This is a genomic window from Vogesella sp. XCS3, assembly GCF_020616155.1.
GTDB lineage: Bacteria > Pseudomonadota > Gammaproteobacteria > Burkholderiales > Chromobacteriaceae > Vogesella.
Window position 1 is genome coordinate 1,020,892 of sequence record NZ_CP085530.1, and the last position, 22,122, is coordinate 1,043,013.

Consider the following 22,122-nt stretch of genomic DNA (forward strand, 5'->3'; position numbering starts at 1 on the left):
CTAGCGCTGGCTTTTTCATTGGCTGATCCACGGTCAATAATCGTCGTCCTGCCATGAGGGCGGGCGCTTTTCCAGAAACGCAGCCACACCTTCGCGCTGCTCATCGCCGCCAATCAGCTCCAGGAAGGCTGCTTTTTCCAGCAAGAGCTGACGCTCCAGTGTGTTTTGTGCACTCACTTCGATCAAACGGCGCGCCGCCAGCACCGCACTGCGCGACTGGTTGGCCACCTTGCCGGCCAGACTGATCGCCACGATCTTGGCCAGACCCGTGTCTACCACCTCTTCAGCCAAACCGATTTTCAGCGCCGTATCAGCATCCACCAGCTCGCCACCCAGAATGATACGCTTGGCCCAGGGCACCCCCACCCGCTCGGTCAGCGCCTTCGTCCCCCCGGCACCCGGAATCAGCCCCACCACCGCCTCAGGCAAGCCCAGCTTGGCACCACGCTCGATCACGATGTAATCGCACGCCAGCGCACACTCCAGCCCCCCACCCACGGCAAAACCATTCACGGCAGCCACTGTGACGCCGCGAAACTGGCGCACACTGTTGAAGGCGGCAGCGAAAGCATCGATTACGCGGGCTGCCGCATCACGGTCCGAGCTGGCAAACTGGGCCAAGTCGGCACCCGCAGAGAAAAAGCGTTCGCCAGCACCCGTCAGTACGACACTGCGCACCCGGGAATCGGCATCCAGTGCCTCCATCGCCAGGGTAAGCGCCTTCAACGACTCCAGCGTCCAGGCATTGGCTGGTGGGTTGTTGATGGTAACAATGGCCGACTGACCCAATCGTTCAACCACAATATACTTGCTCATTCGTTACCTCCCCACCTGTGCTACACGGCTATTCGACTTTTCTACCGTGCCTGTACGTCTAGACATTGAAACCACCCCATTCACGGAAAGGCGACCATTTTGTGACGAAATGTCGATATTTTCTAGTACTAAAAATGGACTATCACCATGATTTTTCAAGTATTTCCAACGAGATAACACCAACGTCATTAATAGTCACTTGAAATAAACCATAGTCGTATTTGGTCAAAAAAATAGCAGTTTTTATTAATATCACTGCTACAATCTTTTTTTAGTTTTAGAACTGTTTTCACCAAAATGCTGGAAATCAGCCTGCTTTCCCTCTTTCTTACCGGCCTGCTGGGCGGCGTGCATTGCCTGGGCATGTGCGGCGGCATTGTCACTGCCATATCGGTTGCCGGCACTGGCCAGAAACCGCTACTGCTACTGGGTTACAACCTGGGGCGGCTTGCCAGCTATACGCTGATGGGTGCGCTGCTTGGCGGCCTGAGCGAATGGGGCATGGCACAAGCCAGCTACCGCCCACTGCAAGTCGGCCTGTTTGCCTTGGCCAATATTCTGCTGGTTTTGCTTGGCCTGTATCTGGCGGGATTTTCGGCCATGGTTGGCCGCATAGAAAAACTAGGCTCACCGCTGTGGCGGTATTTGCAGCCGCTGGCACGGCGCTTCCTGCCGGTACGCCACCCGCTACACAGCCTGGTGGTAGGCGCGATTTGGGGCTGGGTACCCTGCGGCCTGGTCTACACCGCCAGCCTGGCGGCACTGGCTACACAATCGGCCAGCGGCGGGGCTTTGGCCATGCTGAGTTTTGGCTTGGGCACGCTGCCCAACCTGCTGCTGATGGGTACCTTCGCCGCAAAGCTGCAGCAGCTCAAACAACAACGGCCAGTCCGGCTGTTTGCCGGGCTGACCGTCTGCGCTATCGGGCTGTGGCACTTGGCCAACCTGATTATTTCATAGCAGCAACCAAGGCACCTACGTTGGTCTTGAACAGCTGCACATAGCTAGCTGCCTCTGGCGATGCCGACAGCGCGTCAGAGTACAACTTGCCCCCCACCTTCACGCCCGCCTCACGGCTGAGCTGGTCTAGCAGGCGGCGATCCGCCATGTTTTCAAAGAAGACGGCACTTACCTTTTCTTTGCGCACCTGGCGAATCAAGGCGGCTACACCTTTGGCCGACGCCTCGGCATCGGTACTTACGCCTTGCGGCGCCATAAAGCGCAGCTTGTAGCGCGCGGCCAGATAGGCAAAGGCGTCATGCGAGGTTAGCACCTTGCGGCGCTCGGCCGGGATGGCCGCAAAGCTCTTTGCGGCCCAGCCATCCAGCTCCAGCAGCTGGGCTTTGTAAGCTTGCGCGCGCTGGCGATAGTAAGCAGCCCCCTCCGGGTCGGCCTTGGCAAAACCGGCGGCCAGCGCCTCGGCATACAGTGCTACGTTCTGCGGGTTATGCCACGCATGCGGGTCTTGCTTGCCGTGGTCGTGATCATGGTGATCATGGTCGCCATGCTCTTCATGTTCGGCCATCACCAGCGGCTTTACCTTGGCCGCAGCAGTCACGGTCAGCCCCTTGAAGGCAGCAGACTTGCTCAAGCGCGCCATCCAGCCTTCAAAACCCAGACCATTGACGACAAAGACTTTGGCTGCGGCCAACTTGCGCACGTCGGCTGGCGATGGCTGAAATACGTGCGCATCCTGGTCGGGCGCCACCAGCGATACGACATCCACCCGCTCGCCGCCCACCTCGCGCGCTACATCGGCAACGATACTGAAACTAGCAACGACGGGCAGTTTGGCGCACGCCAGCAAGGGGGTCATCGCCAGGGTGATGGCAAATAGTTTACGCATGACTCTTCCTAATTGGTGAAATGACGGGCACGCACCAGTCGTGGCAGCAAACCACCCTGGGGTGCAAACAAAAGCGATAGCAGGTAGACCAGCCCCGCCAGCAGAATGATGGCCGGCCCCGATGGCAGCTCGTAGTGGTAAGACAGCAGCAAACCACCCACGCCAGACAAGGCTGCAATGGCAAACGAGGTCAGCAGCATGCCACCAACCGAGGCCGCCCACAGCCGCGAGGCAATGGCGGGCAGCATCATCAGCCCCACCGACATCAGCGTGCCCAGCGCCTGAAAACCGGCTACCAGATTCAGCACCACCAATAGCAGGAACAGTAGGTGCCACACACCGCCGCGGGCACCAATCGCCCGCATGAACACCGGGTCCAGACTTTCCAGCAACAGGGGCCGGTAGATAACAGCCAGCACCAGCAAGGTAAATGTCGCCACACCGGCGACCAATAGCAGCGCGGCGTCGTCTACAGCCAGTACAGAGCCGAACAGCAGGTGCATCAGGTCGACATTACTGCCGGATTTCGATACCAGCAGCACGCCCAGAGATAGCGACAGCAAATAGAAAGCGGCAAAGCTGGCGTCTTCTTTTACTTCGGTGTAACGCGTCGCCAAGCCGGCCAGTATAGCCACCAGCACGCCTGCCACGAAACCACCCAGGCTCATGGCAGGCAGGCTGAGCCCGGCCAGTAAGTAAGCCACCGCCGCCCCGGGCAATACGGCATGACTCATGGCATCCCCCATCAGGCTCATACGGCGCATCACCAGAAAAAGGCCTACCGGCGCACTGCCCAGCGCCAGCGCCAGGCAACCCACCAGCGCTCGGCGCATAAAGGCAAAATCGGCAAAAGGCGAAATCAGCATCTCTTGTATCCAGCCCATCACGCACCCTCCCCGTCTACCTGGCAAAGTGGCGCTCTGGCCAGCCAGTGCGCCGCCGTTTCACTGGCCTGGCGCAAGCGATCTTCCGTAAGCACACTGGCCGTATCGCCCCAGGCGATGACCTCACGCGCCATCAGCAATGTCTGCGGGAAGTGACTACGCACCTGGGCAATATCATGCAGCACGGCAATCACGGTACGCCCTTCCTGCTGCCAGCGCGCCACTAGCTGTAGCAAGTCTTGCGTGGTGCGGGCATCTACCGCATTGAATGGCTCGTCGAGCAAGATCAAGCGTGCATCCTGCACCAGAATGCGGGCAAACAGCACACGCTGGAACTGCCCGCTAGACAAGGCAGACACCGGCCGCGTAGCAAAGTCCTCCAAGCCAACCGACACCAGGGCATTCCAGCTGGCCTCGTCATGATGGCGGCCAACCCGGCCAAACAAGCCGCTCTGTCGCCAATGGCCACTGCTGACCAAATCAATAACCGACACCGGCAAAGAGCGGTCGATCTCGGACTGCTGCGGCAAATAGGCCAGGTCGCGCCGGCTAATGCCGTGGAATGCTACCTGCCCGCTATCGGGTTTCAGCGCCCCCATGATGGTTTTCAGCAGCGTGCTTTTACCGGCACCATTCGGCCCGAAGATGGCCGTAGCCGTCGCAGCCGCAAAACGGCCGCTTACGTGGTGAACAGCAGGGTGGCGCTGGTAGGAAACCGTCAGATTATCCAGCGCTATCATGCCTCCCCTCCTAGCGCCCAGATAACCAGCAACCAAAGCAGGCATAGCGGCAGCGCGGCCAGCAACAGGCGCTGCCACGCCGACATGGCCAGCAAACGCCAGCGCGGCAAATGGTTTTCCTCCCCAGCACCGTGCGGGTGAGGATGGGAATGGGCATGGTGGGTATGACTATGTTGATGGGACATGCAATACGTTCTTTATTGTTTTGGTAAAACACAGGCCTGCAGCGCTGCCTCGACGCGGGTCACGTCAATCTGGCTGGCAATCAGCTCAAAGCGGTTGTCACGGCGCCAGGCCACCTGGTTAGCCGCCCAGCGCCCTTCCGTCCAGTTCAGCCACAACCAGGTATCCAGCACGCGGAATACCCCTTTGGCGCGCACCAGGCCCGACACCATGTCGGGCAAGGCATCAAAAAACGCGGTCAAGGCCTCGCCGGAAAACTCGGTCTCCGGTGGTAGTGTCCAGCCTTGCGACTGCCAGCCTGCCTGATCCTCGCTCTTCACCGCCGGACGATAGCGCGACTTGGGCTGGACTGCCGCATCCAGCCAGGCGGGGTTGGCCGCACCTTCCTGTATTTCGGCAATCAGCGATTTGGGCGGGAACAAACCCGCTGCTTTCTGGCGGTATGATTCCAGCGTATCGGCATCACACAGGTCGGCCTTGGTGGCCAGCAGGACATCGGCAATCATCACCTGATCGCGATATAGCGGCTGGCGGAAGTAGTCGTTATTGGCAAACTGGCGCGGGTCTACCAGCGTCATCACCGCCCCCACCTCCAAGGCCTTACCCAAAGGTTCGGCGCGTAGCTCGTCTATCAGGCCGGCAGCGTGTGCCAGGCCACTGGCTTCAATGATCAGCCGGTCGGGGCGTTCGCGACGCACCAGGTTAGCCACGGTTACCGTCATCTGTGGACCGGCCACGCAGCACAGGCACCCCCCCGCGATCTCTGCTACCGGCAGCTCACCGTTATCCAGCACAGCACCATCGATACCGATCTCACCAAACTCGTTAACAATAATGGCCCACTTTTCATTGGCCGGACGGTGGGCAATCATGTGGCGCAATGCCGTCGTTTTACCGACACCCAGAAAACCGGTCAGTACATTCACCAATGTCTTTTTCATACGGCGCACTCCTTGCAACGCCCGGTCAGCATCAGGTTTTGCTGGCTGATGGCAAAACCGGCGCCACCCGCTTGCTGGCGCAGCACATCCAGCACCGGCGTTGCATCCAGCTCCTCTACGCGGCCACAATCCCCGCACACCAGAATCAAACCCTCGTGGCTACAACCCACGTGATGGCACACGATATAGCCATTCAAAGCATCGACCTTGTGCAGCAGCCCTGCAGCCACCAGGAAATCCAGCGCGCGGTAAACGGTTGGTGGCGCGGCAATACCACGCTGCTTTTGCAGATCGGCCAACACCTGGTAAGCCTTGACCACACCGGGGTAACTCAATACCAGCTCTAATACCTGGCGACGCAGCGCAGTCAACTTGACACCCTGCTGCTGGCAGTGGCGGTCAGCCGCATCGATAAAACAGGCGATTTCCATAGAATGTAGGCATCCAAACAAAAGGAGTTCTCAAATGTTACTTTATAACAAGCCCATTAACAAGGCTTAATATCTGCATAAGCCAGAACAGCAGCATGCTGTGCTATGCTTCGCTGAAATTGGCTTGTTAACGTGTAACCGCGAGGTGAATGATGAAAAAACTGCTTCTAGCTTTGTTGTCCTGCGCCATCCTGACCCCAGCACTGGCTGCCGACCCGATCAAGGCTCGCAAGGATGTGTTTGAGCAATACAAGAAAACAGTCGGCCCGATGTCCAAGGTTGTCAAAGGAGACAGCCCATTTAACAAAGACGAGTTTGCCAAAATGGCAGCCCACCTGGATGAACTAGCGCAGCAACCATGGCAGTACTTCACACCAGGCAGCGACAAAGGCAAAACCGATGCCAAAGCAGAAATCTGGTCCAAACCTGCAGAATTCAAAGCCGCAGTAGATAGCCACAAAACAGAAGTTGCCAAGCTGAAACAGACCGCCGCTGCAGCCAAAACACTTGACGACGTCAAGCCGCAATTCGGCGCCGTGATGAAAACCTGTAAAACCTGCCACGACAGCTTCCGCGCCGACTAGGCATATATCGCCTCACCGCGTACGCCTGACAAAACAAACCCTGCTCGCTTGCGCCAGCAGGGTTTTTCAATAGCAGACCCGACTATGCGAGCCTTCTACATACCGAGTCGCTTACTTTTTCGGCCCACGGAAAGCATCGTGGCAGCTCTTACAGCTCTGGCTGACCACATTGTACTTGTTCCGTACGGTAGCCAGGTCATCACTTGCGGCCCCGGCCTGCAAGGCAGATACCGCCTGCAAAAAGCGGGTTTCTTCCTGCTTCCAGCGTGCTGACTGCTGCCAGATCTCCGGCTTGGCGCGGCTAACCTCGTCAATGCTGCCGGGTGCAAACTGGGTAAAAGGCACAGGCGCTGCCAACTTTAGCGCGGCCGCGTGCTTGATAAACTGGTCCTTGCGAAAAGGGCCATCGCGCAGCATGACACCAATAGGCTCATAACTGAGCAGCATCTTCTTGAAACTTTTTTGCCGGTCTTCACCAGCACCCGCCATGGCATGCATCGCCACCGCCGCCAGCACTACAGCAGTCATTAATTTCTTCATCATCACCCAAACCAGTTTGACAAAATTGCGGCCAACATAGCCGGCACACCAGCACCACGACATCAAGGCGACCCGAGCACCCCCTCCTGCGCCAATGTCAGGATAGTTTGCGCGGTCAAAGTATCTGCCTGCTGATAAGCCGACTTCAGATACGGCACATAGTAGCCAGGGTCATTGGTATCGCTTGTGACAGGCCCATCCGGCAAATCGTTCTCGTACACAAAGCGGATGAACAAATGGCCAGGCTGCGGCTCTTCTATAAACATGGCCAGTTTACTGGCCGCGTAGTGCTCGCTGGGAAGCGTTTCGTAAGCCACCTGCGTATCCGCCACAAAGCGCACACACTCTTTTACGATCAAGTTGCCGAACACGACCTCGCGCTGCATTTCGCGCTGGTCGTAGGACAAGATGCGGGCCTCGGTGATGTTCTCGTCAAAACGGCACGGATCTTCCGCCCGCAAGACCAGTCCAAGCCAAAGTTGCCGGCGCGAAATCAAGGGCATCGCCGCACGCTCATCAAACATCCTTACCAAGTGCTCAAACTTCATCTTCCCGCCTTTCATCACCGTACCGACCGTAATTGTACGCCCGGTTGCCAAAAAGCAACAAAATCACCAAAAAAAATTTAGCGAAAATTTTGCTCGAAATAGCCAAACTTAAAAGCATGGAAAAAAGTTTTTAAACCAAATGATTTAATATAAAACACCATTGTCATACTTGCAGGCAATGCAAAAAACAACGTCATATTGAAGGGTTGTGAAAAGAATTCAATGTGAGAGAATATAAATTGAGCCACGCACAAACGCCTTATTACAGAATGCGGGCCAAAGCACGTAACGCCTAAACACAACTTACCGCTCTCTGCTACTAGGGTCCTGTTCAGAAATATGAATTTAACAAGCAAAACAGAATATCTTCAGCGTCAGCCTGTCCAAGACTTCATCGGACAGCTCACTGGCTGGATAGACGGTGAAAGTTTCGGAGAACATGCGTTCAAGGTACGTGACAAGATACTGCCGGCCAATTACGACCGGGATTTTTTTGCCAACACCCTGGAACAAGCATTTTCCCGCTTTTACTGGAATGGCAACTACTTCAAGGAAAACCAGGTTCACCTGAGCAGCATGCGCACGCGCTTGCGGCATGCACTCACCACGGATGATGCCGCCGCGCTCGTTGCAGTCATCGATGACATCCTGCTTTGGGGGTCCGGTGGCAAAGTCATCAAACTCTACACGCTAAACCGCGACTGGGCTCGGCATAACCAGCACCACCTGGTAGGCAAAATCAAGCAGGCACTAGCCATTCTGCAGTCTGACGAACCCGACGTGGCTCGTTTCGACGGTGAGTTACGCATGAATGCCGGCTTTACCAAGGTTTACGCACTCGCTGCCGACAACGTCATGATCTACGACGGCCGCACCGGCGCAGCCATGGGTTACCTGGTACGCCAGTTCTGTGAAAGCCGCCGCATGCTATTACCGGAAGAGCTCTGCTTTCCCTGGGCACCCGGCGCCTCAACGATGAACAGAAACCCGAGCACGGAATTGTTACACTTCAAACAGCTCGCCAATCGCAGCCGCTTCCATGCCGAATGGAAAATCCGCGCCGGATGGGTTGTCAACGCCGCGCTAGCGCAATCGACCTCCGACTGGTGTCAACAGCCGGACGCGCTGCGCAAATTCGAGTCTGCCATGTTCATGCTGGGCTACGAAATACCAACCAGCAGTCCGGGTAAAAACCAATCCCGCGTTACAGTCACCATCTGACGCGCCCGCACAAAACACCCCCGCTACGACGGGGGTGTTTTTATTGTTTTACCAAGGGCGCAATCACATAAGCACAACGCCGCGCACCACCCAGCAAATGCTCGGCACGACTAACCACAGCATCGGGAAGCAACTGCTGGAACTGCTGCAGCTCTGAGCGACAAAAGCCCTGGCAAGCCTGCGCAGCAGCACAAATCGGGCAGTGGTTTTCCACCAGCAACCAGCCTTGCTCCTGAACCAGCAACTCCGCCATATAACCTTCTTCGGTGCGCGCCTGCACTAGCAGTGCCAAGCGCTCTGCCAGCGTATGCGCCGCTGCCAGCTTTTGCTGATAGGCTTCCATTGCCTGCTGCTCACGAGCCAACACCAGCGCATCAAGCGCAGCCTCACCCAGGCTGCTGCGCACCAGCGTAATAAGCTGCGCAGTAAGCTCGCCATGCCGGTCGGGAAAACGCGCGTGCCCGGCATCGCTCAGCAGCCAAAACCGTGCCGGGCGCCCCTTGCCTGCGGCTCGGTCTTCCGCCACGACCAAACCACGCTGCTGTAGCTGCTGCAGATGCTTGCGCGCCCCCATGCTGGTCAGCGCCATAGCCTCTGCCACTGCCTGCGCTGTTAGCGGCCCCTGCGTTTTCAGCAGATACAATATTTGTTCCTGGCTACGCATCACACCCCCTTGGCCACGGCCCAACCGACGCGTAGCAAGCGATTCAGCATAACCACGGCCAACAAGCACATCAAACCACCCAGCGCGATGGTAAAGCGGGTGTCCAGCAACGTCAGCAAACTGCCGAAGATCGCAATCAGCACATTACTGATACAAAAAATGGTACTGAGCAGCCCCATGATGCTCCCCTGCCCATAATCGGCAAAACGCTCGGCGCACCAGCTCGGCAGCACCGCGTTATAAATGGATAGTGGCAAACCCAGCACCACCAGCAACAGCAGGCCTGGCATCGCGGGCAATACAGCCAGTAACAATAACCCGGCGCCCACCAGCACCGCCTGCTGCCGGGCACGGCGCAGCGGATCCACCCCCAGGCCCAGCTTGCCCACCAGGGTACTGGTCAGCGCCATGATCAGACACAAGCCAGCCGTTACCCAGGCAATGCCGCTACTCCCCAGGTGGGCATACTCCACCAGCCACAGCGGATAAAACTCGTAAAAAGCATTCACCCCCAATGCAAAAGTCAGCTGCATCCAGAACAGCGCAGCCAGTACGCCATCCTGCCGCAGCAGCCGGAATGCATGCTGCTCGCGCACGGCCGCCAGCATGCTCATGCCCTGCAAGCCCTTGGCTTCGCCGGTTTCCGGCAACACCCACAGCAAAATGGCCAAACACGGTAGCAAGGTAAACGCGCCAATCAGAAACGGCACCGGCTCCCCGAATGGCAAGGTGAAACCACCAATCATCGGCCCCACCAGCCAGCCCATGTAAAGCACGGCATTCAGAGTGGCAAAGCTGCGCGTACGGTCAAGCTGCGGATGGAGATCTGCCACAATCGCCCGCGCCACCGCCACGTTGCCTTCGGTAACGCCAGTCAGGAAGCGAGCAAACACAAACAGCAAGTAGCTGCGCATATCAAGCGACCAGGCGGTCAGCAGATAGCCCAGTAGCGTCAGGGTCAACGTAGACAGCAAGACACGGCGCCGCCCCAAGCGGTCAGACAGGGCGCCGATAAAGGTACTGCCGAGCAAAATACCCAGCGGGTTGGCCGCAAGCGAGATACCCAGCAATAGCTTGGGTGGCAGGCCGGCAAAATGGTTGAAAGCATCAGCCGGCGCATCCACAAAAATGGGTGCCAGGATCGGGTAAGGCATGGCCACCCCTGCAGTACTCATCAAGGCAACCAGACATACTGCCAATAAAATCAGTTTGGGGTGGGCAACCGTCATGCCATGCCTTCCTGCAGCGCTGCTGCCAGTCTTATCGAAACGCACAGGCTAGAACACGCAAGCAATTTTGTAAACATTTTGGTTTATATAAAAGCCGCCGACAGCAAGCCAGCGGGTTTCTGGCATGATAGCGGCAACTCCCTTACGGTAAGTGCCATGAATACACCCCGCATGCAGTGGCAGCAATTGCTGTCTACACGCCGCTTCAAGCTGATCAACCAGGAAGTACGCCAGACCCGCACGCCAGCCACCCTGGAAGGGGCTGCGGGACTGCGCAGCGACTTTCACATCGACCATGACCGCGTGGTGTTCTCCAGCGCTTTTCGCCGCCTGGGTCGCAAGACACAAGTCCACCCGCTGGCCCACAACGACCATACCCACAACCGCCTGACACACAGCGTAGAAGTTGCCAGCGTTGGCCGCAGCCTGGGCAACCGCGTGGGCGCCATGATGCAGGCGCAAGGCCTGCTGCCGGATGGCTACACACCGTTCGATATTGGCGGCGCGGTACAGGTGGCCTGTCTGGCGCACGATATCGGCAACCCGCCTTTTGGCCACACCGGCGAAGATGCATTGCGCGAGTGGTTTCGCCACCCGCAGCACCAGCACCTGCTAGCCGGCCTGAGCGCAGCCGAGAGGCAAGACATCCAGACTTACGAAGGCAACGCCCACAGCCTGCGCATGGTAGCCAGCCTGGAGATGTACCGCGGCGAAGGCGGCATGCGGCTAACCAGTGCCGCGCTGGGCGCACTGATCAAGTACCCGTGGACATCGGATGCCCCCAGAGCCCAGGCACGCGGAAAATTCAATATCTACCGCACCGAGCTGCCGTATTTCGAGCATGTCGCTGCCGAGCTGGGCCTGCTGCGCAAAGGCGAGAATGAATGGGCGCGGCACCCGCTGTCCTACCTGATGGAAGCCGCCGACGATATCTGTTACGCCATTCTGGATCTGGAAGACGCGGTGGAAATCGGCATTCTGGACGTGCGCGAGTTTGAAATGCTGTTCAGCCACTTTGGCGAAACCGAGCGCATCTGGCAGACCCACGATGTCAGCCAGAAATGCGCCATGCTGCGCGGCATTGCCGTGGGCCGCTGCGTGGCCGAGGTGGCCGAGAAATTCATGCTGCACCAGGACACCCTGCTGGCCGGCACCTTCCCCGGCAAAGACCTGATCGACGTATGCGCCCCCGAGATCAAGCACACCCTGCTGAACGCCAAGGCATTGGCCAGCCAGAAGGTATACCGCCACCGTACCAAGCTGGTGACCGAGCTAGCCTCTTACCCATGCATCGGCACCGTGCTGGACATTCTGGTACCCGCCGTACACACCCGCATCACGCAGGGAGACGATGCCCTGAATGCACGCCAGGCCTTGGCTTTGGGCTTGCTGCCGCAGCCACTGCCAGAAAACCAGACTTTGTATCAGGCCTATATGGGCGTGCTGGACTATATTGGCGCGATGACCGACAACTATGCGGCCAACCTGGCGCGCGAGATTTCTGGCGTCGGCATTCTGTAGCCACAACAGGCTGTTTGCCGAACAGCCTGTTTTCCAGCCTGCGCGGCAAGCAAGGGTAAACCCTTGGGCGCATCACGCCGCCCCACAGCGACAATGCCAGTTCCCCTATTCGGCAGGCCATCATGATAGAACGCATCGTTACCATTATCCTGCCCGTGCTTATCATTGTATTGATAGGCTGGGCGTATGCCCGCCGGGTGCGCCCCGATATGCGCGCGGCCAACAAGCTCAATATGGATGTCTGCGTCCCGTTGCTGGTTTTTAGCGCCTTGTCTGCAAAAGACTTTCAGCTGGTAGCACAATGGAAGCTGATGCCCGCTGCCGCGATCGTGGTGCTGCTCTCCGGCTTGCTCGCCTGGCCCATCGCCCGTCTCGCCGCAGCCAGCCCGCGCACCCTGCTACCACCGGTGATGTTCAACAACTGCGGCAATATGGGGCTTCCGCTGGCCCTGCTGGCCTTTGGCCGCGATGGCTTCAACGCCTTTGTCGTGCTGTTTGTGGTGTCCAACCTGCTGCACTTCACACTGGGTGCCTTCATTTTTAGCCGCCACACCAGCTTGCGCGGCCTTAGCCGCAACCCCATCGTCATCGCTACCTTATTGGGCCTGCTGTTTGGCCTGGCCGGCTGGCACCTGCCAGACTGGCTGATCCTGGGCATGAAGATGCTGGGCGACATGACCATCCCGCTGATGCTGTTTGCCTTGGGTGTACGCATGGTAGATGTCAGCCTGTCCGGCTGGCGCATTGGCCTGCTGGGTGCCGTGCTGTGCCCGCTTACCGGCCTGGCCGCCGCCCTGTTAGCCAGCCCGCTCCTGCAGCTGGATAGCAACCAGCACGCGCTGCTGATCTTGTTTGGCGCCCTGCCGCCTGCGGTGCTCAACTTCCTGATGGCCGAGCTCTACCAGCAGGAGCCAGAAAGCATGGCCTCCATCGTGCTGATCGGCAATCTGGCCAGCCTGCTGTTTGTCCCCTTGGGCTTGGTGCTGGCGCTAGGCTGAGGCCGGAAATCCATTACACTGCCGGCATAGCACTCTGGAGCCCGCCATGCCCAATCGCGCTCTTACCCGCTTCTGCCTGGTTCGCCACGGGGAAACCGACTGGAACGCCGAGCGCCGCCTGCAAGGCCAGCTCGACATCCCGCTTAATGCCCAAGGCCAGCGCCAGGCCCGGCAGCTGGCCGACGCCGTCGCTGCTGCCGGCCACCGCTTTGATGCGCTGTACAGCAGCCCGCTGCGCCGCGCCTACGATACTGCCGAACCACTGGCTCACGCCGTAGGCCTAAGCGTCGCCACCCTACCCACGCTGATGGAGCGCCACTTTGGCGCCATGCAGGGCGCACGGCTGGGTGATGCCGCGCAGACCCACCCGCAAGCCTGGGCCGCCTACGCCGAGCGCAGCTTGCACCACGACCTGTACGGCGGCGAAAGCATCCAGGTCTTTGCCGACCGCATTCACGCAGCGGTCAACCAGCTGGCGCGCCAGCACTGCGGCCAACGTATCCTGCTGGTGGCGCACGGCGGCGTACTGGACATGATCTACCGCCTGGCCAGCGGCCAGCCGCTACAAGGCCAACGCATGATCGTGGTACCTAACGCTTCGCTGAACTGGCTGAGCCACGATGGGCAAGGCTGGCAGGTGGACTTGTGGGCCGACACCCGCCACCTGGGTGAAACCGCACTGGACGAAATCTGACACGGCCAAACCTGGCCGCAAGGAGTACACCACATGACTGACAAAATCCTGAAGACCCCTCAACAATGGCGTGCCCAGCTAACGCCGGAGCAGTATTACGTGACGCGCGAAGCCGGCACCGAGCGTCCGTTTACCGGCGAGCACTATTTCCACAACCGGATTGGCCGCTACTACTGCCTGTGCTGCGACAGTTTACTGTTTGAGTCTGCCACCAAATTCGATGCGGGCTGCGGCTGGCCCAGCTTCTGGCAAGAGGCCGTACCAGGCAGTATCCGGCGCATTCGTGACACCAGCCACGGCATGATCCGTACCGAAGTACGCTGCGAGCGCTGCGATGCCCATTTGGGCCACGTCTTTGACGACGGCCCGCCGCCTACTGGCGAACGCTACTGCATCAATTCGGTAGCACTGCGCTTTGAAGATGCCTGACCCCTCACCAACCGCCCGCAAAAAAGCCCCTGCATACTCTGCAGGGGCTTTTGTTTAACCGGGCTGCCTGGAGGTTGGCCGCACTTACTCGGTAAAGGGTAAAGGCTTGTCGCTACCATCCCCCAAGGGCACATTCATGGCAGCCAGCATCCCGCCCAAGCCTTCCGCCAGGCCTTCCAGCTGCGCCGGCGGCAGCTTTGCCAGCGCCTCTGGCATCCAGCCACGAGGGGCACAGCCCGTTTTTCCCAACAGGCTACGCCCTTGCTCGGTCAGCGACACTTCCACCACGCGCTGATCCTTGTCACTGCGCTGGCGCACCAGATAACCCAACTCCACCAGTTTGATCAGCATATTGCTCAGTGTTGCGGGTTTGATCGCCATGCGCGCAGCCAGATCACCTGCCTTTTGCGGGCCATGCTCGTACAACTCGGCCAGTAGCCAGGCCTGGGCACCGGAAATGCCCAACGCTTTCTCGGTATCGGCGGAGTACTGCTGCGCCGCGCGAAACACCACGCGAAACAACTGCAGCACCGTCAGAGGTGAAGCCGGAACTTTCTGCTGTGTGATGGACTCAGTCATGAATAATAGTTTTGTACAAAAAATAAATAAGGAGATGACGATGGAGACAACCGCATTCCGGCAATCCGAGGCCGGCACACTAGGCATGGAGCTGGAAATACAGCTGCTATGCAAGCACAGCCTGGACCTGAAACCCTGCGCCCCGGCGCTGTTGGCCGCACTACAGGCCGATGGCCACCACCAGTTCAAGCAGGAAGTTACCTGCTCCATGCTGGAAATCAACAGCACGATACACCACAATGCCGGCACACTGTTGCAGCAAATGTATGGCAACGGCCAGCTACTACGCGAGTATTGCCATACGCTGGACGCCCTGCCCTGCGGCGGCGGCACCCACCCTTTTCAAGACTGGCGGCAGCGCCGCATCAGCGACCACCCGCGCTACCATGACTTTGCCAGCGAATACGGCTACCTGGCCCGCCAGTTCACTGTCTTCGGCCAACACGTGCACATTGGCTGCCCCGATGGCGATACTGCCGTATGGCTTTGCCACGCACTGGCCTACTACATACCGCACTTGCTGGCACTCTCGGCAGCCAGCCCCTTCGTACAGGGCGAAAACAGCGGCTTTGCGTCAGCGCGCAGCAATACTGTTCACGCCTTTCCCAATAGCGGGCATATGCCTGCACCACTGCGTAACTGGCAAGACTTCCAGCAACACACCAGCATGCTTGCCAGCCACGGCATCATCAGCAGCCTGAAAGACCTGTACTGGGACATCCGCCCCAAGCCGGAGTACGGCACGGTAGAGATCCGCATCTTCGATACACCGCACAGCCTGCGCCACGCGGTACGGCTGGCAGCCCTGAGCCAGGCACTGGCGCTGTACTTCATACAACAACGCCCCAGCTTGCCGGGGCGCGAAGCACTGTATAGCGTTTACGGGTACAACCGCTTTCAGGCAGCTCGCCACGGCCTGGACGCCGAATTCATCGATGTGTGCAGCGGCCGACGGCGCCGCCTGCGTGAACACCTGCTGGTAACGCTAACCATCGTGCGCGACTTTGCCAGCTGCCCGCAAAGCCTGGCGCTACTGGACGAGCTGGCCAGCAGCCTGCAAGGCGGGCAGCCAGGCCAATACGCCACGCAGGCCGACACCAACCTGCAGGAAAGTTTGCGCGAGCAGGCGCTACACTGGCTGGACTAACCGCCGGTGCCACCAATCGTCAGGCCACCGTCGATGCGCAAGGTAGGCTGCCCTACGCCTACCGGCACGCTCTGGCCTTCCTTGCCACACACGCCTACGCCTTCGTCCAGCGCCATATCGTTGCCTATCATGGCCACGTAGTTCAGCACTTCCGGCCCGTTGCCGATCAGGGTAGCGCCTTTCACCGGGTAGGCCAGCTTGCCGTTTTCGATCTTCCACGCTTCGGAGGCGGAGAACACGAACTTGCCGCTGGTGATGTCCACCTGCCCGCCGCCAAAGTTGGCCGCATAAATGCCATCCGGCACCGACGCAATGATTTCTTCCGGCGTTTTATCGCCACCCAGCATATAGGTGTTGGTCATGCGCGGCATGGGGATGTGGGCGTAGGACTCGCGACGGCCATTACCGGTGGGGGCTACACCCATCAGGCGCGCGTTCATGGCGTCCTGCATATAGCCTTTCAGGATGCCGTCTTCGATCAGTACGGTGCGGTGGGTGGCATTGCCTTCGTCGTCGATGGAGAGCGAGCCGCGGCGGTCGGCCAGCGTACCGTCGTCCACCACGGTGACCCCTGCTGCTGCCACACGCTGGCCGACCATACCGCTAAAGGCCGAGGTGCCTTTACGGTTAAAGTCGCCTTCCAGACCATGGCCAATCGCCTCGTGCAGTAGCACGCCAGGCCAGCCGGCACCCAGCACCACGGTCATCTGTCCTGCCGGCGCCGGGCGCGCCTCCAGGTTCACCAGCGCCTGTTTCACCGCCTTTTGCACGTGATGGGCAATTTGCGCATCGCCAAAGCGGGTCAGGTCATAGCGGCCACCACCGCCACTACTGCCCACTTCGCGGCGGCCGTTTTGCTCGGCAATCACAGTCACAGACAGGCGTACCAACGGCCGGACGTCAGCGGCACGCACACCATCGTGGCGCGCGATGTACACCACGTCATACTCTGCGGCCAACCCTGCCATTACCTGGATAATGCGCGGGTCCGCGGCGCGGGCCAGCTTTTCCACCTGCTGCAAGATAGCCACTTTGGCCTCGGCCGGCAGGCTATCCAGCGGGTCTTGCGCCACGTACAGGCCGCTGCCATGGCGCGTGGCCACCGCGCCAGCGCTACCGTGCCCACCCGCAGCACCAATGGCGCGCACGGCGTCGGCAGCTTTGCCCAAGGCAAACGGGCTGATGTCGTCAGAGTAGGCAAAAGCAGTCTTGTCGCCAGCGACGGCGCGCACGCCCACGCCCTGGTCGATACTGAAGCTGCCTGCTTTCACAATGCCTTCTTCCAGGCTCCAGCCTTCGCTGCGGGTGTACTGGAAATACAGGTCGGCGTAATCCACCTGGTGGCCCAGCATGCGGCCCAAGGTGGCATCGATCACGCCTTCGTTCACACCGTAAGGTGCCAGCAGCAGCTGCTCGGCAATGGCTATTTGGCTCATGTCTTGTTCTTTCAGGAAAACACGCGGTGATCCAGCGCCGGCAGGCGGCTACGCACCGAGTGTAGGGTATTCGGGTCGATCTCGCCCACAACCACGCCTTCGCCTTTGCCGATCTGGGCCACGATATTGCCCCAAGGGTCGATCAGCAGACTCTGGCCATGCGTGTGGCGGCCATTTTCGTGTTCGCCGCCCTGTGCCGACGCCAGCACATAGCACTGGTTTTCAATAGCACGGGCACGCAGCAGCACCTCCCAGTGCGCCGCACCGGTGGTGGCGGTAAAGGCGGCGGGCAGCACCAGCAGGTCAAACGGGGCCATGAGGCGGAACAGCTCGGGAAAGCGCAGATCGTAGCAGATACCAAAGGCAATATCGGCCAGCGGCGTGCTGGCGCGCAGCGGTTCGGTGCCAGCCAGGATGCTGTCGGACTCGCAATAGCGCTCACCCTGCCCGGTAAAACCGAACAGGTGAATCTTGTCGTAACGGCTGTGCACGCTACCATCCGGCGCGTACAGCAGCAGGGTATTGTAGACGCGGCCATCGTCCGGGCAAGCCAGCGGGATGGTGCCGCCCACCAGCCACACGCCGTTATCGCGCGCCATGGCAGACAGCGCCGCCTGCAGCGGGCCGCTACCGTAGGCTTCACGTATCGCGACCTTGTCGCCATCCTGGCGGCCCATCAGGCAAAAATACTCGGGCAATACCACCAGCTGCGCGCCCTGGGCAGCGGCCTCGGCCACTAGCTGCGCGGCACGCGCAATATTGCGCTGTGGCTCGGTACCCGACACCATCTGCACAGCGGCAACCTTGAAAGCTTTATCCATCTCGACACTCCAGCATCAGGGGGCAGCAGGCGCTGCCACCGGTTTGTTTTCTACCCATTGCCCAACCTTGCGCACCTGCGGGTCGGTAAGGCTGCCGGTGACTTCGTAATCGAATGACAATATCTGGCTCACCGGGTCTTTCAGCAGCTTTTGCGCGGCAAAGGTAATGGCACCCAGCACCGGGTTCAGCAAGGAGGCGCCGGTGAGTACCGCCACTCCTTCCGACAGGGTGGGGGTAATCCGCACCGCTACCTGCTGACGGTTATTGGCCAGGTCGGCCTCGCCCTGCAAGGTAACTTTCGCCGCAGGCCCCTGCAATAGCACATTGCTGGAGCGGAATACCCCGGCGTCGATCTCGGCGCTGCCCGTCAGGCTGTCAAACGCAAAGCCGCTGCTGAATACATCGGTGAAATCCAGGCGGATACGCCGCGATAGCGACTGCAGGCTCAGCACCCCCAGCAGGCGGGCGGCGCCCGGGTCGATCTGGGCAAAGCGCCCCTTGCGCAGGTCCAGCTTCACGCTGCCGCTCATGCGGGCTAGGTCAAACGCCGCCGCGTGGCCCAGCCAGTTTACCCGGCCGTTCAGCTCGCCCTCGCCGCCTACCAGCGCGTCGGGCACACCCAGACGGGCCAACAGGGCGCCAGCGTTCTGACTGTTGGCCGCAAAGCTGATTTCCGTGCGGCGGGCGCCGCTGCTTTTACCCTCCGGCGCGGCACCGCTCATGGTGAGCTTGCCTTCCGGCGTTTGCAGCAGCACTTCATCCAGCAACCACAGCTGCGGCTGATGCTGGGCCTTCAGGCTGAGGCTGCCCAGTACCTTGTCTTTCCACTGCAAGGCGGCAATATCGACATCCAGGCCAGGAATGGTAATTTCCGGCTCCGCCTCGCTAGCCGCTGGCTGCCCATCGTCTTCCAGCGGCAAGGCCAGGTGTGCCAGCCGCGCTTGCAGCCTGCCCTTGCCACGCGGCATGTATTGCAGCGTGCCTGATACTTCGCGTGCCTTGATGTTCAGCGCTACCGGGCTCTCGCCGCCATGCCAGCCCAGTGCGGCCTGCACATTGTTCAGTACTTTGCCCTGCGCCATGAAGCGTGGCGTAGCGATACCCAGCGAGAGTGGCAACGCCCACTCGCCACCATCGGCCTGGCTTTCTGGCAAGGCGGCCAGCCAAGGCGCCAGCTGTAACACCGGCGCATCCACCTTGATGGCGATGCGGCCTTCCAGCACAGGCGCCTCGGCACCTACGCCCACCCCGGCACCCAGCAGCTGGCCATCATGACCCAACGCTACCAGCCCCTGTGCGTGCTGCGGTATCTGCCAGTCCACCTGCCACCCTGTCTGGGTAGCAAATACCCCTAGCTGCAGCGGCCAACTTTGCTCCGCAGCCTTGGCCAGCGGGGCAGGCACAGTGGTGCTTACACCTTGCAGGCTGGACTGCACCGCCAGCGCATCCAGATTATTACTAACGGTAAAGTCGGCCTTGTAGTCGGTCTGGCCCTGCGCATACGGGGTCAGAAAGGGCACATACTGCTGCAGCACCTGCTGCACATCCACCTGGCCCTGGCTGGTGAACTGCATGCGGCCGCGCGCATCCAGGCTAGCCTGCAGGCGGCTGCGCCCGCCAAACGCGCGGTAGTCTATGCCCGGGCTGGCAATACCATGCTCGTTAAAATGCAACACCCCCTGGATATCAGTCAGTTGCGGCAGCGGCAAGCTACGCAGCTGCAGCGTATTCCCCGCCAGACTTACATCACCGCTGACCCGGGTTTTCTCAGCGTCATCCAGCGGTATGGCCAGGCCAAGCTTGAGTTTGCCCGGGCCGCTGGCATCCAGCGTAGACAAAAAGCCGCCCAGCCAGCCATCTACCGGGCTTAGGCGCGTATAGCCCAGCATGGTAGCGAGCTCGCCATCAGCCAGGCCCGCTATCTGCAAGGTTTGCGTGTCTTTCATGGTGTCAGGCAAACGTACCTGCACCTGCTGCAAGCGAATGCCCGCGGTACTAGCCCGCGTCGCCGCCACTTCGATGGCGTCATTGCGCATGCGGTATTCACCATCGATGCCATCGATCAACGGCCAGGCCGGGTCAAAGCGCAGCTTGCCACCGGCCACGCGCGCATCCACGGTAAAGCGCCCGCCCACCCCACCGGCAAACGGGAACTGCATCACATCGCCCTGCAGCGTGGCACGCACCTGGCGCGCCTGCCCACCTTGCAAGGCAGCTTGCAGCCAGGCCAGCGTGTCAGCACCAATAAGCTGCGGCAGATAGGCCGGCACGCGATTGATGGCCACGTTGTCGATCGCCAACTGCAAATCGCTTTGGCTGGCGCCTTGCCCGGGCAGGCGCACCTGCCCCTGCAAGCGGGCACTGAAATCCGGCGTCGCCACGGCCAGCGCCGGGATAGCCAGCTGCCAGCCTGCACCCTGTCGCTGCCAGCGCAGTTCGCCCTCGCCACCCAGAATACGCAGTGGCTGTTTGAGCTGGCCAGGCAGCGCCAGCTGCATGGGGCTGACCACCAGGCTGAGCTGCCCTTGCTGGCTACCGGCCAGCAGCTCGCCAGACAAGCCGCCCGTCAGCGTCATGTTGGCCGCATCGGTTTGCGGTGCCAGCTCGCTAAAACGTGTCTTGAACAAATACTGTCGCGGCTGCTGCAGCGGCCCCTGCCACTGCCAGCGCATGCCCTGCAACTGACCTTGCAGCTGACGGATGGCGCTATCGGCTACCGCCGGCACGTGTGGCCGCAATAGCGGCAGCACCGGTGCCAGCTGCAAACCGCTGGCTTCGACAAAGCCACCTTGCGTATCGTGCCAGCGTGCGCTTACCGCAGCATCCTGCAGCAGGCTGCCAAAAAGGGTTTGCAGGTATAAGTGTTTGGCCGACAGCTGGTGCTGGCCCGCAGCCGGGCTGCGGTAATCCACCTCGCCCGCCAGCCGCGGCAGCGCCGTGGCCTTTTCGCCAGGCAGCCCCAGCGCGGCATTTTCCAGCTGCCATTTACCCTGTAGCGAGGTTAGCCGACCGGCCTCGAAGGCCAGCTGCACTTGCGACGAGGCTGCCCCGCCGGCCGACAACGGCGAGCCCGGCCAGTAGCGCTGCAGCCAGTTCAGCTGCTGCGCATCGGCCTGCAGTGTGGCGCTGCCATGCCACTGCGGCCAGTCACGCAGGCGGCTACCTTGCCAGCTGGCGTCAAAATCCACGTGCGACAGCTGGCTGGCCGCCGGCAAGGCCACTGCCCGCAAGCGGTGTCCCAGCAGGGTATTGTTCAAGGTGGCGGTGAGCTGGCGCGCCGTAAAAGCCGGCAGGCCCAGCAAGTGATCTTGCCAGGAGAACCGCTGCAGGCTCACACTGACCTCGCCCTGGCGCAGCAGCCAATCCACCCCGGCGCCATCGCCCTTGCCGGCGGACAGGTCAATGCCGTTCAGGTACAGGTGGCCATTGGTGCGCCGTGACAAGTCCAGGCTTAGCCCATCCAGCCGCAGCAAGGCCAGGCGCGGCTCCAGAAAAAGCAGGCTCTGCCAGGATGGCTGCACCAGCGTGCTGCGCACGGTGATCGGCGGGCTGCCCGGGTCTGGGCGCACTTGCAGCTGGCTGATGGTGAAACGCGGCCCCAGCCACTGCCACTGCCCCTGCAGCTTGCCCAGCGACACCGGCATGCCCACCGCAGCACTGACCTGACTCGCCAGCCAGGGCCGCCAGCCATCCAGGTTGGGCAGCACATAAAAACGGAACAGCAAGAAAGCCAGCAACAGCAGTAGCAGCACGCCCGACAATAGCCAGCCCAGCCAGCGGCTAAGGCGGCGCAGCCAGAAAATCACCCGCAAACTTTGATCTGCGTGTGCTGCGGCGGGGTCGGGAGTGGGGGTAGAATGTTCTGTCAC

23 protein-coding genes are annotated in these 22,122 nt (G+C 60.3%); 8 read left to right on the forward strand and 15 right to left on the reverse strand.

Features of this window, described 5'->3' with window-relative positions; translation table 11 throughout:
- Positions 1 to 33: 33 nt before the first annotated feature.
- Positions 34 to 816, reverse strand: a complete 783-nt coding sequence (locus tag LCH97_RS04785) for an enoyl-CoA hydratase (RefSeq protein ID WP_227303681.1) — start codon at positions 814 to 816, stop codon at positions 34 to 36.
- Between the two features lie 297 nt (positions 817 to 1,113).
- Here LCH97_RS04785 and LCH97_RS04790 point away from each other — a divergent pair, with 297 nt between their 5' ends.
- Entirely contained in the window at positions 1,114 to 1,776 is a 663-nt protein-coding gene (locus tag LCH97_RS04790; protein WP_227303683.1) for a sulfite exporter TauE/SafE family protein, read from the forward strand.
- Here LCH97_RS04790 and LCH97_RS04795 read toward each other — a convergent pair.
- The 6 genes from LCH97_RS04795 to LCH97_RS04820 are packed head-to-tail and all read right to left on the reverse strand — an operon-like array spanning position 1,766 to position 5,841.
- A complete protein-coding gene (locus LCH97_RS04795; RefSeq protein WP_227303684.1) occupies positions 1,766 to 2,662 on the reverse strand; it encodes a metal ABC transporter solute-binding protein, Zn/Mn family in 897 nt (298 codons plus the stop codon). The genes LCH97_RS04790 and LCH97_RS04795 overlap by 11 nt on opposite strands.
- 8 nt (positions 2,663 to 2,670) lie before the next feature.
- Positions 2,671 to 3,528 (reverse strand): metal ABC transporter permease, encoded by an 858-nt coding sequence (locus LCH97_RS04800; RefSeq protein WP_370630721.1) that lies wholly within the window; start codon positions 3,526 to 3,528, stop codon positions 2,671 to 2,673.
- Positions 3,529 to 3,545: 17 nt separating this feature from the next.
- Positions 3,546 to 4,286, reverse strand: a complete 741-nt coding sequence (locus LCH97_RS04805; RefSeq protein WP_227303687.1) for a metal ABC transporter ATP-binding protein — start codon at positions 4,284 to 4,286, stop codon at positions 3,546 to 3,548.
- Complete coding sequence (locus LCH97_RS04810) at positions 4,283 to 4,471, reverse strand: hypothetical protein (protein WP_227303688.1); 189 nt, start codon at positions 4,469 to 4,471, stop codon at positions 4,283 to 4,285. Before LCH97_RS04810 ends, LCH97_RS04805 begins: the two co-directional genes overlap by 4 nt.
- A gap of 12 nt (positions 4,472 to 4,483) precedes the next feature.
- Entirely contained in the window at positions 4,484 to 5,410 is a 927-nt protein-coding gene (locus LCH97_RS04815) for a GTP-binding protein (RefSeq protein WP_370630722.1), read from the reverse strand.
- The gene (locus tag LCH97_RS04820; RefSeq protein ID WP_227303691.1) at positions 5,407 to 5,841 is read right to left on the reverse strand and encodes a Fur family transcriptional regulator; all 435 of its coding nucleotides are present in this window, start codon (positions 5,839 to 5,841) and stop codon (positions 5,407 to 5,409) included. The genes LCH97_RS04815 and LCH97_RS04820 overlap by 4 nt, the downstream gene beginning before the upstream one ends.
- 152 nt (positions 5,842 to 5,993) lie before the next feature.
- On the opposite strand from LCH97_RS04820, the gene LCH97_RS04825 reads away from it, so the two are divergent.
- Positions 5,994 to 6,425, forward strand: coding sequence for a cytochrome c (locus LCH97_RS04825; RefSeq protein WP_227303693.1), 432 nt, complete (start codon positions 5,994 to 5,996; stop codon positions 6,423 to 6,425).
- 111 nt (positions 6,426 to 6,536) lie between these two features.
- Here the strand turns inward: LCH97_RS04825 and LCH97_RS04830 are convergent, their stop codons facing one another.
- Together LCH97_RS04830 and LCH97_RS04835 are read right to left on the reverse strand one after the other, a co-directional pair.
- Positions 6,537 to 7,028 (reverse strand): cytochrome c, encoded by a 492-nt coding sequence (locus tag LCH97_RS04830; RefSeq protein WP_227303695.1) that lies wholly within the window; start codon positions 7,026 to 7,028, stop codon positions 6,537 to 6,539.
- Positions 7,028 to 7,513: an AtaL-like protein gene (locus LCH97_RS04835; RefSeq protein WP_227303696.1), complete on the reverse strand. Its 486-nt coding sequence runs from the start codon at positions 7,511 to 7,513 to the stop codon at positions 7,028 to 7,030. Before LCH97_RS04835 ends, LCH97_RS04830 begins: the two co-directional genes overlap by 1 nt.
- 339 nt (positions 7,514 to 7,852) lie before the next feature.
- On the opposite strand from LCH97_RS04835, the gene LCH97_RS04840 reads away from it, so the two are divergent.
- A complete protein-coding gene (locus tag LCH97_RS04840) occupies positions 7,853 to 8,734 on the forward strand; it encodes a hypothetical protein (protein ID WP_227303697.1) in 882 nt (293 codons plus the stop codon).
- Between the two features lie 40 nt (positions 8,735 to 8,774).
- On the opposite strand, the gene LCH97_RS04845 is transcribed toward LCH97_RS04840, so the two are convergent.
- Complete coding sequence (locus LCH97_RS04845; protein WP_227303699.1) at positions 8,775 to 9,467, reverse strand: metalloregulator ArsR/SmtB family transcription factor; 693 nt, start codon at positions 9,465 to 9,467, stop codon at positions 8,775 to 8,777.
- The gene (locus tag LCH97_RS04850) at positions 9,398 to 10,573 is read right to left on the reverse strand and encodes an MFS transporter (RefSeq protein WP_255619284.1); all 1,176 of its coding nucleotides are present in this window, start codon (positions 10,571 to 10,573) and stop codon (positions 9,398 to 9,400) included. The genes LCH97_RS04845 and LCH97_RS04850 overlap by 70 nt, the downstream gene beginning before the upstream one ends.
- Before the next feature lie 210 nt (positions 10,574 to 10,783).
- Here LCH97_RS04850 and LCH97_RS04855 point away from each other — a divergent pair, with 210 nt between their 5' ends.
- From LCH97_RS04855 to msrB, 4 genes are all read left to right on the forward strand, one after another.
- Positions 10,784 to 12,148 carry a deoxyguanosinetriphosphate triphosphohydrolase gene (locus LCH97_RS04855; protein ID WP_227303701.1) on the forward strand — a complete coding sequence of 455 codons (1,365 nt, stop codon included), beginning with the start codon at positions 10,784 to 10,786 and terminating at the stop codon, positions 12,146 to 12,148.
- Between the two features lie 122 nt (positions 12,149 to 12,270).
- Positions 12,271 to 13,146, forward strand: a complete 876-nt coding sequence (locus LCH97_RS04860; RefSeq protein WP_227303702.1) for an AEC family transporter — start codon at positions 12,271 to 12,273, stop codon at positions 13,144 to 13,146.
- A gap of 46 nt (positions 13,147 to 13,192) precedes the next feature.
- Positions 13,193 to 13,840: a histidine phosphatase family protein gene (locus LCH97_RS04865; protein WP_227303704.1), complete on the forward strand. Its 648-nt coding sequence runs from the start codon at positions 13,193 to 13,195 to the stop codon at positions 13,838 to 13,840.
- A gap of 33 nt (positions 13,841 to 13,873) precedes the next feature.
- Entirely contained in the window at positions 13,874 to 14,269 is a 396-nt protein-coding gene (msrB, locus tag LCH97_RS04870) for a peptide-methionine (R)-S-oxide reductase MsrB (protein WP_227303706.1), read from the forward strand.
- Between the two features lie 84 nt (positions 14,270 to 14,353).
- On the opposite strand, the gene LCH97_RS04875 is transcribed toward msrB, so the two are convergent.
- The gene (locus LCH97_RS04875; RefSeq protein WP_227303708.1) at positions 14,354 to 14,848 is read right to left on the reverse strand and encodes a MarR family winged helix-turn-helix transcriptional regulator; all 495 of its coding nucleotides are present in this window, start codon (positions 14,846 to 14,848) and stop codon (positions 14,354 to 14,356) included.
- 40 nt (positions 14,849 to 14,888) lie between these two features.
- Here LCH97_RS04875 and LCH97_RS04880 point away from each other — a divergent pair, with 40 nt between their 5' ends.
- Positions 14,889 to 15,995: a YbdK family carboxylate-amine ligase gene (locus LCH97_RS04880; RefSeq protein ID WP_227303710.1), complete on the forward strand. Its 1,107-nt coding sequence runs from the start codon at positions 14,889 to 14,891 to the stop codon at positions 15,993 to 15,995.
- Here LCH97_RS04880 and tldD read toward each other — a convergent pair.
- The 3 genes from tldD to LCH97_RS04895 are packed head-to-tail and all read right to left on the reverse strand — an operon-like array spanning position 15,992 to position 22,122.
- On the reverse strand, positions 15,992 to 17,431 hold the full coding sequence (gene tldD, locus LCH97_RS04885; protein ID WP_227303712.1) for a metalloprotease TldD: 1,440 nt from the start codon (positions 17,429 to 17,431) through the stop codon (positions 15,992 to 15,994). The genes LCH97_RS04880 and tldD overlap by 4 nt on opposite strands.
- A gap of 11 nt (positions 17,432 to 17,442) precedes the next feature.
- Positions 17,443 to 18,252 carry a carbon-nitrogen hydrolase family protein gene (locus LCH97_RS04890; RefSeq protein ID WP_227303713.1) on the reverse strand — a complete coding sequence of 270 codons (810 nt, stop codon included), beginning with the start codon at positions 18,250 to 18,252 and terminating at the stop codon, positions 17,443 to 17,445.
- A 15-nt stretch (positions 18,253 to 18,267) separates the two neighbouring features.
- On the reverse strand, positions 18,268 to 22,122 hold the full coding sequence (locus tag LCH97_RS04895) for a YhdP family protein (protein ID WP_227303715.1): 3,855 nt from the start codon (positions 22,120 to 22,122) through the stop codon (positions 18,268 to 18,270).